This window comes from Candidatus Zixiibacteriota bacterium (genome assembly GCA_019038695.1).
Lineage (GTDB): Bacteria > Zixibacteria > MSB-5A5 > GN15 > FEB-12 > B120-G9.
In genome coordinates this window covers 237,385-255,147 of the sequence record JAHOYZ010000007.1, presented here as the reverse complement: position 1 = coordinate 255,147, position 17,763 = coordinate 237,385, and the positions used below count along the sequence as shown (strand labels likewise).

Annotated in this window: 9 protein-coding genes; 3 read left to right on the top strand and 6 right to left on the bottom strand. The window is 50.5% G+C overall.

Annotation, left to right across the window (positions count from 1 at the left end):
• The first annotated feature begins 1 nt into the window (after nucleotide 1).
• Both KOO62_03030 and KOO62_03025 read left to right on the top strand, forming a co-directional pair.
• Nucleotides 2–1,063, top strand: a complete 1,062-nt coding sequence (locus KOO62_03030) for a hypothetical protein (GenBank protein ID MBU8932961.1) — start codon at nucleotides 2–4, stop codon at nucleotides 1,061–1,063.
• A complete protein-coding gene (locus tag KOO62_03025; protein ID MBU8932960.1) occupies nucleotides 1,060–3,480 on the top strand; it encodes a S49 family peptidase in 2,421 nt (806 codons plus the stop codon). Before KOO62_03030 ends, KOO62_03025 begins: the two co-directional genes overlap by 4 nt.
• A 101-nt stretch (nucleotides 3,481–3,581) precedes the next feature.
• Here the strand turns inward: KOO62_03025 and KOO62_03020 are convergent, their stop codons facing one another.
• From KOO62_03020 to KOO62_02995, 6 genes are all read right to left on the bottom strand, one after another.
• Nucleotides 3,582–5,234: a hypothetical protein gene (locus KOO62_03020; GenBank protein MBU8932959.1), complete on the bottom strand. Its 1,653-nt coding sequence runs from the start codon at nucleotides 5,232–5,234 to the stop codon at nucleotides 3,582–3,584.
• A gap of 15 nt (nucleotides 5,235–5,249) precedes the next feature.
• On the bottom strand, nucleotides 5,250–6,083 hold the full coding sequence (locus tag KOO62_03015; GenBank protein ID MBU8932958.1) for a prepilin-type N-terminal cleavage/methylation domain-containing protein: 834 nt from the start codon (nucleotides 6,081–6,083) through the stop codon (nucleotides 5,250–5,252).
• A gap of 9 nt (nucleotides 6,084–6,092) precedes the next feature.
• The gene (locus KOO62_03010) at nucleotides 6,093–6,458 is read right to left on the bottom strand and encodes a prepilin-type N-terminal cleavage/methylation domain-containing protein (GenBank protein MBU8932957.1); all 366 of its coding nucleotides are present in this window, start codon (nucleotides 6,456–6,458) and stop codon (nucleotides 6,093–6,095) included.
• Nucleotides 6,459–6,770: 312 nt separating this feature from the next.
• Nucleotides 6,771–7,517: an SDR family oxidoreductase gene (locus KOO62_03005; protein MBU8932956.1), complete on the bottom strand. Its 747-nt coding sequence runs from the start codon at nucleotides 7,515–7,517 to the stop codon at nucleotides 6,771–6,773.
• A 199-nt stretch (nucleotides 7,518–7,716) separates the two neighbouring features.
• On the bottom strand, nucleotides 7,717–9,255 hold the full coding sequence (locus KOO62_03000) for an ATP-binding cassette domain-containing protein (protein ID MBU8932955.1): 1,539 nt from the start codon (nucleotides 9,253–9,255) through the stop codon (nucleotides 7,717–7,719).
• Nucleotides 9,256–9,477: 222 nt separating this feature from the next.
• Nucleotides 9,478–11,877 carry a VCBS repeat-containing protein gene (locus KOO62_02995; GenBank protein MBU8932954.1) on the bottom strand — a complete coding sequence of 800 codons (2,400 nt, stop codon included), beginning with the start codon at nucleotides 11,875–11,877 and terminating at the stop codon, nucleotides 9,478–9,480.
• Nucleotides 11,878–12,353: 476 nt separating this feature from the next.
• Between KOO62_02995 and KOO62_02990 the strand changes: the two genes are divergently transcribed.
• The gene (locus KOO62_02990; protein ID MBU8932953.1) at nucleotides 12,354–17,753 is read left to right on the top strand and encodes a PAS domain S-box protein; all 5,400 of its coding nucleotides are present in this window, start codon (nucleotides 12,354–12,356) and stop codon (nucleotides 17,751–17,753) included.
• The last annotated feature ends 10 nt before the right edge of the window (nucleotides 17,754–17,763 follow it).

Sequence of the window (17,763 nt, the reverse complement as noted above, 5' to 3'; positions counted from 1 at the left end):
AATGCAAAGAACAGGAATCGTGTTACTTGTCCTCACCGGCCTCCTTATTATGGCCGGATCGGGATCGGCTCAGAAAATCACACAGGACGAGAACGGTATGTTCTCGACCGGATTGCTGTCCAGAGTAATCGGCCTTGAGGAAGGCAACAGGGTCGTGATTCAGTCGGCGGCAACTATGACCGGCAGCATTCGCATACGCACGGTGCCGGAACAAAAGGTCTCGCTGGAGTATTTCTTGAAGTCCAGGTCCTCCGACCGATCGCGAGCGATTGATCATATCGACATGGTCGCAGTTGATCTGGATCGGGTCGCCGGTGGAGTTCGTCTCCAATTACGAGCGCCGAACCCACCACCATGGGAGACGGATGAAGCAACCACTATCGAGATCGAGATTTCTGTCCCCGTGAACTCATTTCTTGAGGTCAATGCCACTTACTTCGATCTGAATGCTGTCGGACCGTTCTCAGGATTCGTAGTACCTTCTTCGTTGGGCCGTCTGCAGGTTTCAGATGTGACTGGACAGGTTGATCTGACAACTGCCAATCGGCGTCTGACGATCTCCCGCATCTCCGGCGAAGTCTCAGTCGAAACATCCAATTCTACTCTTGAGGCTCGTGAGATTTACAGCCCTGACGATCAGGCTGTATTCCGCAATCAGGGAGGAGATATTCGTATTGACGGTTTTGACGGTCAAATAAGCGTCAAGAACAGCTTTGGTCGTATCGAATTGATCGATTTCCGTCCGCGTGGTGACCGCAATATCATCCGCGGCAGGTCAGCTCCTGTTGTCATAGAGATCGCCGACATGACCGGAGAACAGATTGTAGTCAGCAATAGATTTGAAGATATTGACATTAGCGTGCCAGACGACCTGTCGGCGACGTTATCACTATCGGTCGGTGACGAGGGTAAGATTGAGGTGAGTGGGCTTCGGTTTCTGGCCGATCTCATCCAACGGGACAGGTTAAGCCTCGTTGCCGGTAGCGGTGCAGGAGGTATCAACGGTTTAATCAGAGGTGACGGCAACATTTTTGTCCGTGGCATCGACATGGAGGAGGAATGAGAATGACCATCCGTCGCCGGGTAATACTCTGGCTTGTTGTGCTTGGTGGTCTCTCCGTCGGGTCGCTATCAGCAACCCGGATAGCTACACCGACAGGTATTTTTCATTATCATCCAGCAGCAACTGTCTATGGGTCGGAGGCAGTCTGGTGTAATCCATCTATGCTGGGTTGGTTTGATGCCGTTGAGTATCAGTTGATGGCTCAACACGATGACGGTTCATTTACCAGGAGTTGGGGCACGGTTGTTGCCAATAAGGGTTTGTCCACAGCCTACAGACGACTCTACAATCCCAATGAGCGTAATTATCAGGAACATATCTTCGCCTCCGGCTTTCCTCTGGGACGTTCGCTGTGTGTGGGAGGAGCGTATCGGTATTATAAGGAGGGACCGACAGGATACCATAAACGCCATTTCTGGGACATGTCTGTGTCAGGTCGACCAGGGGGACCGTTTAGTTGGGCGGCAGTGTTCTCCAACCTTAATCGGGGTCGCCTCGACGGCGATCGGACCGAGACTCAACAGCGATACTCATTGGCCTATCGACCGCTACCAGGCAAGCTGACAGTGGCTGTTGATGCTTTCCTCTCCACACGCCAGAGTTTCAAGGATGCCCATTACAGCTACCATGCTGAGCTTGTTCCGGTGCCGGGTCTGTTTGTCGAAGGTCAAATTGATTCTGATGGAGCTTTCCAGTTGGGGTTTCGCGTCAATTTACGGAAATACTTCACTGGTGGACAGAGTGATTTCACCAGGGCAGGGGACCACACCCGCTCCATTGTGTACATGGGAGCTAGCTCGCAACGTCAAGCATCGATTATTCCCCCTCGGAAAAGAAGATTACGCTTGGCAGTTTCGGGGCGGCCGGAAGAGAATCCCGTTCGGCCAGTAATCGGACGTCAGAAAACACCGTTTTGGTCTGTCCTGTTGAACATCTATCGGGCTGCTGATGACCATTCAATTGGTGAGATGGTTATTGGTCTGAACAGCCTGTCACTTGGATTTGGACAGGCCCAGGAACTACGCGATGCGCTGTCATATTTCCGTCGGCAGGGAAAAGAGGTGATCTGCCATATTAGCCGCCCCAATAACATTGGCTACTATGTAGCGAGTGTAGCCAACCTGATACTTATCCCGCCGGTGAGCCAGTTGAACCTCATCGGGCTCAGGGCAGAATTGACCTTCTATGCCGGGACAATGGAGAAACTGGGGATTAAAGCTGATCTGGTTCGATTTGGCAAATACAAACAGGCAGCTGAAGCATACACTCACAAGACAGCTAGTGAGGAAGGTTGCGAGGCCACCAACCGACTGTTGGATGATCTTTATGATCAGTTTGTAATTGGAATAGCGGAGGGTCGTGGTCTGTCGCCGGATTCGGTGAAGTCCATGATTGACCTGGGACCGTTCACATCCGAGGAGGCGTTGTCGCTTGGCCTCGTCGACGGCCTGAGTTATCGAGACAAGATGCATGACGATATTCTCCGTTCCATGACCGAGATTAGCTTTCGGCGCTATCAAACCGACACATTGTTAAACGATGGATGGCCTCGTCTTCCCGTACTTGCAATAGTAGTAGCCGAAGGCGAAGTGACAGACAGTCGTAGGTCGTCCAGCCCATTCAATAGCGGTCGACGTGTAACTCCCGGTACAATGGCAGCAGCGCTCGAAAGTGTCCAATGCCAACCGGATGTTAAGGGCGTGGTCTGGCGTATCAACTCTCCGGGTGGACTGGCGATGGCCGGAGAGCGTATTTATCACAGCGTTGACGAACTTTCCCGACATAAATCATTGGTCGTATCGATGGCCAACGTGACCGCCTCGGCAGGATACTATTTCTCGACACCGGGTCGTCGTCTGTTCGCCAGTCCGGGGTCTGTCACAGGCTCGATTGGTATCTATGGCGGCAAGGCTGACTTGAGCGGGCTCCATAAAAAAATCGGTCTGGGAAAAGAGATGTACACACGGGGAAAGTTCGCTGGTATGCTCAGCAACATTCGACCCTTCACCGACGAAGAGCGTGCGCGCTACCGGGACCAACTGGGAGCATTCTACAATCATTTCGTTCGGCTGGTCGCTGAGAGTCGTGGCTTGTCTATTGATTCGACGGATGCTCTCTCGCAGGGTCGGGTGTGGACCGGCCGAGAGGCGCTTGAGATTGGATTGGTCGATGAACTCGGTGGGTTGCGACGCGCCCTTGATTACACTGCCAATGCACTGGGACTCACTGACTATAGAGTAGAAGTTTACCCTCAGCGTCGATCATGGTTTGCCTTTCCCGGTCTTTCTTTGTTCACATCTATGGCCAAACTGTTTGACGGGGAGGCTGACCCGGTCGAGGCCGTGTCCGACATGTTGTTCCCGGTTGGGGAGGGGATAATCCTGGCTAGAATGCCGTACGATATTGAGTTTGAGTAGCCGAGTAATCTCATTCCCCGGCAAGATCTATTTGGTTCCAAAAGAAAAGCCCGCCAAAGAAGGCGGGCTCATCTGCGAAGCAACGGATCAAGATCTGGCCCCTATAACCCTACGAACTCCTGTTTCCATCCAGTCCGCTGGAAGATAAGCACAACAGGCGCTTCAGGTGGATGATTGGCAATGTCATCAAGGTCGGTGTCATAGCTCCAAACTCTGTCCGGCTCGACGTAGTACACGCCATGACTCCAGGGACCGACGGCTTGGACCGATTTCCATAGATTGATAGCTGATCCGGACCAAACGAAGTCACGGTTGTTCCAGTTCTCCAGGAAGCGTGGTAAATTCTCGAAACCCCCACTGTAGTTACTTCCGCCACTGGGTACGTTTCCAGTTACAAATGACATATTCACGTCTGTGTTGGTGGCACTATTCAGCGCCGGCACGAGTTGATTGACGTCATCCCAGTTGTTGGAAAGGAAAGTGACCGCATCAGCCATAATAGCCACCGGTTTCTTCAGAGAATCGTTGAAATCTCCCCAGACATAGACCGGGTTCTGAGAGGCAATTGTAAGGCACGTATCGAGTTCACCACCGTTTTTCAGGCGCAGAGCCGGGAAGTTCACCGTCGGAGAGTTCACCGAGAAGTATATAATCTGGTTGGCGGGCGCATAACCGGAATCATACATCAATCCGATATCGAGGTCCATCAGTTCGACGAATGTTCCTTCGCGACTATCCCAAAAACGGTTGGGTCCGATCACATACGAAATAACACTGTCGGCAATCATGTTGGCGGTTATATCTGTCCAGATTCCCCCGATCAGCTGGAATGCTCTTCCATTGATGAACTTCAAGGAAGCTCGGTACTCGTATGAGTTGACATTTCCGCCAGCGGCCGGTTCGATGAATTTGTGTAAATCAGTGCCTGTCCCGCCTGCCATAGGAATTCGCAGGACGCCCTGTCCATGAGTTTGGTCCTGAGTTCTACCCTGCCAGGTTGCCACCGACAAATCATACCAATCCGCGTGAGAAGCGTCCAGCCAGGATCCGTTGGCCTGCTTCATATTTCTGAAAGTCCCTCCGGCATCCTTGATAAAAACATCACTTCCATTGACAAGCATGCCCGAACCCGGGTGAACGCCATGGAGAATGTTGGCTCCTGAAGTTACATAGCTGGCCAGCTCCAGAGCTGTGTTTGACTGTACGTATACGTTGTCGTTCGAGTGAACACGTCCAAGGACCGACATTAAATTATCTGCGGATATTTCCAGTTCGTTGTTATAGAAGATCGCCCACTGGTAAACGGGCACCAGGGCAATTTCAAATGTCTGCGTGAGAACTACTTTTGTGTTCTCTACAGGATTGACAGCCGTCGATGAAAGTGAAAATGCCGTTACCCGTGCTTGCAAGCCGGATACAGTCCCATTGGACAGACTCTTGTAAGTCGGTGTACCGTCAATGGCGGCTGAGTAGGTTACAGCACAGTTGTTAATGTTCAGACTATCGTCAATGGCCGAAAGCGGCGGAGTTATCGTGCTGTCATAGACGGATTGTAGAGTAGCCGAGGCGAGCTCCATTCCCGCTTCGGCAGCGTAGAAGGCTTTCATCTCCTGGAGCTCGTTGCTGGTAATCGTGATTTCATCACTGGACTGCTGCACGACAGCCAACCCCAGGAGAGTTAGCATGATTACCATAATGAGGGCTATCAAGGTGGCGAAACCGCGCTGTGATCTAATCAAACTTCTTTTCATCATATGCCTGCCTTAATGTTAGATGCCAACATTGCGTAAAAATACCGATGTTGAAAATGTACGTCTTCGGAAACCATCCCCTTCGCCCAGGTCAGCCACGTCGGTATCCTCGTACATTGAGCGTCCGGTAAGGCTTAGTTGAACCTCGCGAACATCATCCGGGACAATAATCGAATCCATCACCACACCGTTTTTCATCCGATACTGAAATTGCAGATCAATGATGTTGTCGGCGAAAATCTGCGGTCCCTGTCCCGGCAACTCGATCATGAGATACGGATGATCCGGATCTGTGGTGTTGTCCACATAGAACTTGATTGAGACCATGGACATAAGAATGGCGTCCTTGCCATACTTCTTGGACAACGACATGGTATTGTGTTGTAAGTGCTTGGCTGCTGCCTGAACATGTGTTATTTCAAACCACTCGCCGCCTCCTGAATCTGGCTCAAAGATATACACCCACTGGCCATCAGAGAAACAGGACACATCAGTTGCACATTTCAACTCGGCTGAAGGCTGGGGCATAGCAGCAGCGAGGTATGTATCGCAGTCGTTGTTGCGGTAGCAGATTGCGATTGTGTCAGGATTAGTGTTTGACGACGTAATGGCTGGAACACCAAGCGGCAAACCGTAGCCCGCCATACGAATTTGACGAGTTAGTACGTCGATTGACGCCCGAGCACTTTGCTGTACGTTGATCACCTCATTCTGAGCCATGTAATTCTTGTGGGAGGTTATGTATAGCTTGAATATCGCTGCTGTTATGACACCCATAATGGCCAGTGCCACCATAACCTCGAGGAACGAGGTCCCGCGCTGATTCGCGATTCTGTTATTTCGTTTTTTCATCTCGTCCCTCTATATGGAATCGGTCTTGATGAAGGCCGTTACATTAGTGTACTTGTATTCCGAGGTCATGTCCTCCCACATTGCTGATAGATAGACTTTACGCAAGTGGTTCTGTGGCTTCGAAATGGTCCAGTATAGATTCACACCATCGACAGTTTCCATTCCGCTAACCGGGTTGGCTGTACTGCGGAGCTGCTCCATTTTTTGCTGAATAGCCTGGGTCGCGGTTGTGGCTTGGTTTGACCAATCATTACCGGTAACCGCCACCATGGCCATGTTCAGCAGTACCAGTATCGCGATTCCGAGAATAACCATGGAGATCAACACTTCGAGTAGAGTGAACCCGTCTTGAATCTTTAAATGTCTTATTTTCATAGTCCTTTCCTCTCGTTTGACCGGATAACTGTAAATCTCGTGCCACCCATGCGCAAATCTTTAAGGGCTGATTCTCGTGTACTTATCTAATGGAACGACAATGATTTAACCAAATGGTTGCGTAGCTCATGTATGATTTCAGGGGTGTCTGAAACGAGCCGGACAGTCAACAGAGTATGGGGCTTAGACTACACTAACCCCTGATTCGCGAAAGGCTGGATGGATTGAATAGACGTGGCAGCAGATGGGTTGAACGTCTCTGGTGTGGACAAACACCAGTGGCAATTGCTCTCTGCGCGACTTGGTGAAGTCCTACACCAGCGAATAGCCCCCATCCACAATAATTGTCTGGCCTGTTACCCAGCTTGCTCCCGGTCCACAGAGAAAAACAACGACATCAGCCACTTCTTCCGGGCGGCCAATGCGTCTGTAAGGTGTGCGTTCGATAACCCGCTTTTTCATCTCTTCGAAGTTTGGAAACACCTTAAGAGCGCTCGTATCAATGAATCCACCGGAGACACAATTAACGCTGATCTTCTTTTCAGCCATCTCAACTGCAGTGTAGCGTACCATGTTTTCAACGGCTGCCTTGGATACGCCAATAGCTGCGTAGCCAGGAATGTATCTCATGGATCCGAGCGAAGACAAGGCTACAATGCGGCTGTCCTCAGGCATCATCGGCGTTCCCATTTGGATGCATTGTAGAAAAGCCCGAGCGTTGGTGTGCATGGACAACTCCCAGGCCTTGCGGTCGATGTTCATCATGTCGGAATAAACCCCCAGGGCGGCGTTGGATACCATGATATCCAGCTTACCGAATTGCTTCCCGATGGCCTCGAATATCCCCGGCACCTGTTCGTGGTTGCCCATATTGGCTCGGTATGCAATGCACTCTACACCGTAGCCGCGAATCTTCTCCTCCATTGCCTGCGCATCTTTGCGACTGCGAAAATATGTGCCGAATATGCTGGCTCCCCTTTGGGCCAACTTCTCAGCAATAGACAATCCGATCCCCCGTGTGGCGCCCGAAACAAAAGCTACCTTGCCTTTTAGCTCCATACAATTTCCTTCCTCTTTCGTTTTCAAATAAGACTAAGTGGATAGCTAATCTCCATATTATATATAACATATACCATTGTTGTCAAGTTGCAAAAAAGTCAGATTGTTTGCTAACAGAATAATACTGTTTTTCAATGTCACGTTGAGCAGAGTTGAAACATGACGGCTGGGGAAGTGTAGTTGGGTTGATGTTCTCCTCTCACACCAACCTCAATCTCCCTCCATCGAGCGTATACAACTTGTCCGAGACGTTCTCCACAAATGAACGGTCATGGCTGATTATCACAAACCCTCCCGGGAAGTCTATCAAAAGTTGTTCCAATACTTCTATCGATTCGATATCCAGATGTGAAGTTGGTTCATCCAGTAACAGAAATTCCGCCTTCTGCAATATGCACTTAACAATCGCCGCGCGTACTAGTTCACCATAGGAAAAATTCGTTACCGGCTCGTTGACTTTCTCACCTCTTAGCAACGCCGCGCCCAGATGATAACGCACGGTTGTTTCATCGCTACCGGTATCGCGGAAGTTGTCAAGCAGGGTCGGTTGATCAAAGAATCCGGTTAGTCCCTGTGGAAGATGACGCAGCTTGATGGCGTCGTTAATTCGTCGTGTACCACACAGTGGTTTCAGTCGTCCCATTATCAAGGACAGCAAAGTTGATTTGCCCGCTCCGTTGGTGCCCATCAAACACAACTTGTCGCTGGTCGTGGCTGCCAGATCGATTGCTTCAAGAAGGTTCCCGCCGTTTTCTGACTGAGCTTCCCCATAGGAGAATGACACGTCAGCAAGTGAAAACACTTCGCGGTTTCGAACTTCGTATTCCGGCAGTCTCAGCACCAGTTTCTTAGGGATAATCGGTTTGGTCTTCTTGAGTTGATCAATCTCTTTTCTAGCTTTCAGGCTTGCCGCGCGCGCACGGGCCGCCAGTTTGGCGGCCAAGCGACTGATATGCCCCTTATCCTTTTTGGATCCCGTCTTCGTCTTTTCCTTCTGCTCCGCCCAGTTCATTTTGCGTCGCACTTCGTTCTGAAGGCGACCGATCTTAGTGCGAATCACCCGCGCCTGTTTCAGTTTGGAGTTAAAATCCATCCCCGCCAGCGACCAGGCATCGGAGAATCCACCCTCAGTTTGGAAAATACCATTGCGAGCCATGTAGATTGTACGGTTGGCCAGGTTGTTGATAAGCGTTCGATCATGCGAGACTAGTAGTATCCCCCGACCGCGCCGCCGCAGCAGTTTAATCTGTTCTTCAAAGGCGGTAATACCGGCTATGTCGAGATAGTTGGTCGGCTCGTCCAGAAGCAGCAGGTCGGCGTCGGACACTAGTGCCACCACAATTGCCTCTTTCTGTATCTGTCCGTCTGAGAGGGTGTCGCCGTCGGATGATCTCTGATGCAGTCCAAATGACTCAGCCAGACGTTCAAACATTGCAGCGAGAGAGTAATCAATCTCAGGGATGTCACTTTTCACCATTTGTGGCAGGTAACTCAATCCGATTCCTGTCGCCAGGTTCAGATCGCCTTTGACTCGCAGTTCGAATTGATTCAGGTAGTCACGGTTCTGCGCATAAGTATGACTGACAAGTTCCAACAGGGTCGTCTTGCCGCAACCGTTGGCGCCGATCAACGCTACTACTTCACCCCGACCTATTGAAAAGGACAGCTTGTCAATAATGACTTTTTCGAGAAACGAAACGGAGAGATTCTTAATATTTACCAGTGGTCTTGAAGACATAATAGCTCCCGGCTTTGCCTGCTCGGGTCGTATCAATGCGTACCCTCGGGCAGGCGTTCCAAACGATAAGATTGGAGTGGCGATGTTTTGTCGCCGTGCAGGTTATGCCGCAACGCGGCTGTAGGAGCTTAGTCGTTCACCGGTTCTCCTTGGTTAAGTCGACAGTATAGGCAATTGTACGTTCTTACGCAACTGGTACTCACTCGGCGGTTGAGCTATCCGCTAACACGCAGGCGGTGTAGCACCGCCTGTGAAGAGGTACGCCACAAGGTACGTCAAGTCAGCGATATCTATCGGTCCGCCAGTATCGATTATTCCGTCAATGTTGCCTTCCTCTTCACAGGGAGGAGGGGGACCGGATCTAAAGAGGTAACTCACAAGGTATGTCAAATCGGCAATGTCGATTGGTTCACCAGTACCATTGTTATGATCCACGTTTCCGCGATTTTCACAGCAAGCAGGATTCTGATTGTACAACACCGTCACATTGGCGTCGTACTGATTAGCTGTGGCCAGATCGATATCACCGTCACCATCCAGGTCGGCCGCAATCAACGCTGCCGGGTGGGAGCCGACGGTGTAATCGGTATAGGTTCCAAACGATCCATACCCGTTGTTTAAGAGGATGTCGAGCCCGTCGTAGTCCAACGTCACGGCCAGATCAAGAGTGCCCTCGTTGTCAAGATCAGCAGCACATATCGACAGGCCCATACTGTACCCCAGGTATTTGCTCGCGAAGGAGCCAAAGGTGCCATCGCCCAGATTAGGGACAACCGAAAGGAAACCCATGTACTCTCCGTCTTCGCTGGCGGTGGCGATATCAAGATACGAATCGCCGTCGAAATCGGCTACTACGATTGAGCGCGGATGATCGTAGCAAGCGTAGGTTGTGTGCGGAGCGAAAGTGCCATAACGATTGTTGAGCAAAACGGAAAAACTGTTGGTGTAGATGTTGCCAACCATCAGATCAATATCAGCATCGTTATCAATATCGGCGGCTCGTATAACGCCTGGTCCCGGGCCAACAGCATACTCGGTAAAAATAGAGAAACTACCATCACCGACGCCCGACAGCACTGACACAGTGTTGTCCCCATTGTTGGCCGTGGCCAGGTCAGGATAGCCGTCGCCATTGAGATCGGCGGCCGCGATCGAGACCGGCTGGCCGCCTGTCGTCCCGGCCACATAATTCATGAACGAGGCGAAAGTGCCGTCACTATTGTTCATCAGGATCGAGACATAGACCTGCAGCTCGGTGGTTTCGTTGACCGTGGCCAGGTCGATGTGACCATCCAAATCGAAATCAGCAGCGCATATCCCGAAGGGCCACTGACCCACCGGATAGACAACCTCATCGTAAAAGGAACCGTCGCCGCCGTTCATCAAGACCGAAACATTACCGGAACCGACCACGGCGAGATCGACATAGTTATCTCCGTCGAGATCGGCCGCAATCATGGCCAGCGGATACTCTACCACGCTGTGATTTGCGCCGGGACTAAAGAGGCCGGTGCCGGCCTCCACCTCAACCGTAAACGACCAGGTGTAGCTGCTGTCGAGGGGGATGTTCTCATTGGATTCGATTCCGGTGGTTATAACAACCGTCACAATCTCACCTACGGCAAACGGCACGGCCGGGACAAACGTCGCCCGGTTCGCAGGCGGTCCTGCAAAGCTATAGGAACCGTTATGCAGGCCGGTGAATTGACCTGCGACCACAAAGGAAGGGCTGCCTATGGTGGCAGCGTCCATGTCATGATCGAACGTCACCGTAATGTCAGAGTTCTTGGATACATTAAGCTCGTTGACTGTAGGTAATGTTGTAACTATATGAGGGATAGGGTCTTGCGATGGCGACCACCCGGAAACACGGGCCATCATCCACCACCATGCTTTCCCTTTGAGATAACAATTGAAACAATGTGAGTGGGCACAACTGCCGCAGCTGGGACATGTGTGAGTAGCGCACCAATCATTGCACCAGTTACAGGCGTCGGTTTCGTCGGGATAGTAATTGCCGTCAGGGTCCCAACTTTCTATGTCGGCAAAGTCAAACAACACTTTGTCGTTGGTTGTGCAGTAGTCTCTGATCTGGTTGTTGCATGCGTACAAGTTACCGCCTGTCCCGGTTCCGTCAAGGTGCCCCGTCATATATATAAACTGCACCGAAGGATAATCCGCTTCGAGTTCATCCATCTTATTCAGATAGATGTTGATCCCTTCGACGGTATTGTCCGAACATCCCCCACACCAGGAGAACATAGCCATATTGCATTCGGCGTGGTTGTTAAGATAGACACGAGTACTCGGTACCCAGGAAGTGTCACCATTATGTCCGAGGTCATCACCGGGTCTGTAGAAAGGAGGAGGATCGTATGTTGGATCTTCGATCTCCACCATGTCAATACCGGTCACTATTTGGCTGCCGTGAGATGTATGTACGTAGTAGATATTGAAGTTGGATCCTATGGCGACAATCGTGTCAGTGGGAATATTATCAAACTGAGTGACCGCCACATGGTCAGCGATTATCGGCTCGGCCTCAATTGTAGATACGGAACACAAAAGATTCAGAATCAGTACAATTGCCAATCGTGCAACTACCTTGTATTTCGGGCACATACTTCTCTCCTAATATCGGAGGTTCTGGATTGATTTGCAACACAATCGAAAAGTGGTCAGTATCAAAAGATAAAATAGCACATTACAAAATGCGGTATTGCTACTTTTAACTGACTAGTAAGCAAAATAGCTCCATTAAGCAATTTTGTCAAGGGGGTAACCGCTTCGAAAAAGGGTCCCAATGACCATGATTTACTGATGAGTATTACGATGTCAGAGCGGATAGATGTGGAGTCAATAATCCACTGTAAACAGGACGAACCGCCTTGACAAATTTCAGAAAATACCTATTTTACTTGAAAATACTAAGACCCCCAAGAAGTCCTGTCTGTATCCCTCCCGTGTGCTCAAGCCCAAACAGACAGGGCTTTCTCCTTGCTTGTTTAAGCAAGGACGCACCCATTCCAATTTATCCCTCACCATCCCCGTTGCGTCTAACTTCTTTGAATATTGCCTGATTATGTGTATCTTAAGGTATGCGGAACGAATCACGTCGCCGTTCTGTCGGCTATTATTCTTCGTGGATTATTGTGATCCTCTCTTTGTGTCTGTTGGCTCTTGCACTCGCCTGTATGCCGAGTGAAGAGGAGGAATACACTTTTCTGGATAATACGGACGTCGATCCTCTCCTGCTCCCATGGCGTTTTGTTATCAGTTCTAAATTATCTGACCTATCAAGCAGGGGAGAGTCGATCAGAAGCAAGATTGTTCACCTGGCCGACTGCTCAGGCTCTTCCTCAATCAACTACCACATTCAGAACAACTGGAAGCCCGACGATACCATCACGGCGATCGTGTTCTATGACGATTTTGCAAAACGAAAAGCCATCAGTCATTACAACGTGAAAGCAGCCAGTATCTCGTATGACTATTCGTTCGATTTGGACGGTGATGGGTTGTGCGAAGTAGCTTTTATTTACGTTCACCTCGATTCCCTGTGGCTTGATATTTATAGCCCTCGGCAGGGGAGGAAAGCTCACCTCCTGCTTGTTGTGGGAGACGACCGCAACGGAAACGGATATTGGGATGGTCGGGGGATCATTTGTGGTCATTGTGATATAGATAAAGACGGCTTGGCTGAGTTATTGGTGGGGGTTGATGTCGGTTATGATCTGTATCCACGCGAGCTACTATGTGTTGATGCGCTTGGTGAGGAAATTCTCTGGCGCGTGCCATATGCCGGTATAATCTCTCGGTCCAATGTTTACGTGGAACCAAATGGAATGGGGAAAGACCCCTTGATTGTGTTTGGTCTGACATCAAAGGGGAATGCCGCCGAGTCGCCGACAATGGACGACCAACATGCTTACGTCGTAGGAGTTAATCGAAGTGGTGAGCTGATGTGGCAACACGAGGTTGGGGGCGTTTTCGACCGCGCACTTCCGGTGGTTATAGATATCGATGGTGACGGTTTGCCGGAGATCGTTGTTCCTCGCCTGTCGGAGCCTACTGCCCCGAACACAGACAGCCCAGAGAAGCCTGTCCAGTCGTTTCTGGTTCTGTCAACAACCGGGGAATTGATAGACAGCGTTGCAGACATCCCGCAGTCGATCATGTACAGCTGTTCTCTGGCGGATGTGGACAACGATGGTAGACCGGAGATTCTAACGCTGTTTTCCGATAAGCAGCTGGTAGTATATGATCAGAAATTCGTCGTCAAATGCAGAACCAGGTTGACTTCGCAGGCCGAATTCTGGACGGTTGACGATATCCTCGGTAATGGTCGTCACCAGATCCTGCTGTCAAACCGTGATAACAATCTGCTCCTTCTGGACCGGAATCTGAATCTTTTGGCTCAGCTTCATCTTGAGGCAGTGCCGCAGGTACGGGAATCATCTGTCGGAATGAGGGAGCACTCCGAGGGAAGACTTAGTCTGGTGCTTTCCGTAGATAGGGGGCTGGTTCACTATGTTCTTGAGCTGGAGCAGAGACAATGGAGCACAGTCTTTCTGCGCCGTCCCGGATTATTGGCCATGGTTGCATTGTTGCCGACGGCCGTTGTCATTATCCTGCTTGTTATGTCCTGGTTCAGGATAAAGCGCAAGAACAGGCTGATCTCAGCCCAGAAGGATACTGTCGATGGGGCGCGGGAGAAGTTGGAACGCCGGGTCGATGAACGGACGGCGGAGTTGTCGGTTCTGAATGCGGAGCTTCGGTCCAGCGAAGAGAAGTATCGTCTTCTCGTTGAAAATGCCGGGGCCACAGTTGCCCTTATTGACCGTACTGGTCATTTTCTTTTCGCAAACGAACTGGCTGCCAGAGCCAAGGGGCTGACACCCGATGAACTGGTGGGCAAAACAATGTGGGATGTCTTCCCCAAGGAAGTAGCTGACCGGCAAGTTGAAGGCGTTCGAAGGGTTATCGACTTCGCACAGGGGACAAATACTGATGTACTGACGTGGGTTTCTGATCAGTGGCGATGGTATGCTACTAATCTGCAACCCTTCCGTGATGACTCTGGTCGAGTGGTCTCAGCACTGGTCATAGCTCATGATATCACCGATCTCAAGGTGCTGGAAAAAGAACTGCAGCACAGCGTATCCCGATTTGAATCAATCTTGTCTTCAATGGACGATCTGGTATTCGTGATTGATAAGGAGGGTGTTTTTGTGGAATACCATCAGCCTGAGAAGGCTAGTGGTTTGTATGCGCCCCCCGAAGTTTTTCTGGGGAAATCTTACAAGGAGATACTGCCGGCAGATGTTGCAAACAGCTTCGAGAGTGCTCTTGAGGCGGTATCCAACACGAACGAAGTACAAGAGATCGATTATCCCTTGGAAATCAGCGGTAAGGAACGGTGGTTTGATGCAAAGATATCCCCACGTTTTGGTGTGGACCATGAGTTGACCGGTTTCACCGTTGTTGTTCGTGATATTACTGACCGCAGGGAGGCCGACGAAGCTCTGAGGGAGAGTGAGGAGCGATACCGTTCCATCGCCAATTCGGCTCAAGACTGTATTTTCTGCAAAGATATGGATCACCGCTATACATATGTCAACCCCGCCATGGAACGCCTTTTTGGATGTTCAGCCTCGGAGCTACTGGGACACACTCCAGAGGAACTCTTTGATCCAGAATCTGCTTCCACAATAAGGGAGATAGACAACATTGCATTTAGTGGTGAAGTAGCAACTGCTATCCGTATCTTGCCAATTAACGAAGAAGCACATCTCTTTCACACTATCCAGGCACCGATAAGGGATGCAGAAGGAAATGTCGTAGCAATCAGTGGTATCGTACGAGACATCACCGAATGGCGTGAAGCTGAGACTCAATTGCATCTTCTGGGTCAGGCGGTTGAACAGACTATGGATGAAGTCGCCATAGCCAACCTGGACGGCCATATCCAGTTCGTTAATGTCTCCTGGGCATGCGCCCACGGTTACAGCCAGGACGAATTGATCGGTAAACACCTCTCCATTTTTCATACACCGCAGCAGAATGTGGATGAAGTTATTCCGTTTAATGAACATGTGTTTCGCGATGGGACTTACGAAGGAGAGATCGGGCATGTCCGCAAGGATGGTACCACCTTTCCCACTTTCATGACCTGTTCGCTAATCTCGGATGAGGATGGCAAACCAATAGCTATAGTTGGCATTGCCCGCGACATCACGGCACAAAAACACGCCCTGGAAGCTCTCGAAGCATCAGAGGAAAGATTCCGCGAAATGGTCGATTTGCTGCCTCAGGCAGTCTATGAACTCAACTCGCACGGTCAGGTGACCTTTGCTAATCGTAGCGCACTGGAATCTTATGGTTACGACCAGAGTGATGTCGAGGCCGGGGTTAACGTACGGCAGCTTTTCATGCCCGAGGAGATCGAGAGACTCCTGGTTAACATGCAGAAACGTCTGCGGGGCGAACTTCCGGATGGCCACGAATACATCGCTCTGAGAAAGGACGGCAACACTTTCCCCGTTCTAACATATACCAATCCGATTGTACGCAACGGCAAAACGGTTGGGCTCAGAGGTGTCGCTGTAGATATGACCGAACGCAAAGAGGCAAGTGATCGACTTGAAGCGTCACAGGTACGCTACCGCGAACTCTTCAACTCGGTCGTGGAAGGTTTGGCTCAGGTTGATGAGAACGAGATTATTCAGTTCTGCAACCCGGCTATGGCTGACATTTTCGATGAGGACTCCGTTGACGACCTTGTTGGGAGACAAGTCACCGATTATCTTTCTGACGAGCAGAGTATAATTCTGACAGACCAGACAGCTATGCGCCGGACAGGAGTTTCATCATCGTATGAACTTCGGATTAATACCGCTAAGGGAATCACAAAGACAATCATGGTTTCGGTGGCTCCCCAGTTTGACGATGATGGCAACTACACCGGCGCGTTTGGTGCTGTGCTTGATATTACCGAACGCAAACGGGCCGAGGAAGCGCTGTGGGCGAGTGAAGAGAAATATCGAGGGATATTCGATGAATCTGTTGCTGCCGTTTACATCTTTGATTTTGACAAGAACTTCATAGACTCAAACCAAGCCGGCCTTGAACTTCTGGGCTATTCCAGGAGCGAGCTGCTGAGTATGAGCATTCCCGATGTTGACGCAGACCCAACATTGGTAATAGATGCTCACGCCCAGCTTAACTCCGGTGAGCGTATTGTTAACTATGAACATCAACTGGTCCGAAAGGACGGGCGAGTCATCACCGTTTTGAACAATTCGTTGCCCTTGACCGATGCTGACGGGTCAGTCATAGGTATGCAAAGCACGCTTATCGACATCACCGAGCGCAACCGTGCCGAAGATGCATTGCGAGAGAGCGAGACGCGTCTGGATATGGCTTTACATGGTGCCAGCCTTGGATTGTGGGATCTTAATCTAAAAACGCGTGCAGTCATTCGCAATAACGAATGGGCTGAAATGCTTGGCTACACCTTGGAGGAGATCGACGGCGACGTTCAGTCCTTCAGAGAGCTCGTCCATCCGGACGATAGGGCGGCTCTGAGAAGGGCTGCGTATGTGCACTTTGCCGGGGAGACACCGGCTTTTGAAGTAGAGCACAGGATGAGAACGAAAAGCGGTGAGTGGAAATGGGTTCTCAATTGTGGTCAGGTAACCGAACGGGATAGCAACGACGAACCAGTTAGAATGGTCGGAATTCATCTCGACATCACCGACCGCAAACGAGCCGAGGAAGAGATTCGACGGGCAGAGCAAGTACGGTACAACCAGATTAGAGAGATCGCCGGAGGAGTGTCCCACGAAATATACAATTCTCTTTATCCGGCCATGGTAGCCCTGGAGAAACTTCAAACCGAGATCAAAGGGGCACCGACGAATCACAAAGACAAGCAATCCAGACTACTACGAATGACCTCCAGCGCGGTTGAGCGGGCCATCAGTATGACAGAATTGGTCACCGAATATGCCCGCTTGGAAAACCGTAAGAAGCAGGAATCGGTTAATATCATGTCCGTGGTGCAGAATATCATCGATGACCTGCGTTTTCGTATCGAGGAGATCGGCGTCGAACTATCGGTCGATCTGCCTGATGACCTGTCCTGTGTTTGTAGTGAGGAACACGCCCACAGTGTGTTTAACAATCTGATAAATAATGCCCTGGATGCGTTGGCTGATGCTGACCAGCCTCGCCTTAACATTGCGGGTGAGGTAGTGGATGACGAGAGAATGCGGATCAGGATCACAGATACGGGAACCGGTATTCCTGACGAGAACCTCCCGAAAGTCTTTGATGCGTTTTTCAGTACCAAGCCTCGAACCGGAACCGGACTGGGTTTGGCCATCGTCAAGAAAATAGTCACTCTATACGGCGGAGAGATCACCGTTCGATCCAGTCTTGACACTGGAACGGAATTCGTTATACTACTTACACGGTTCATAGATAACACCGCGTAACGTGCTGGAT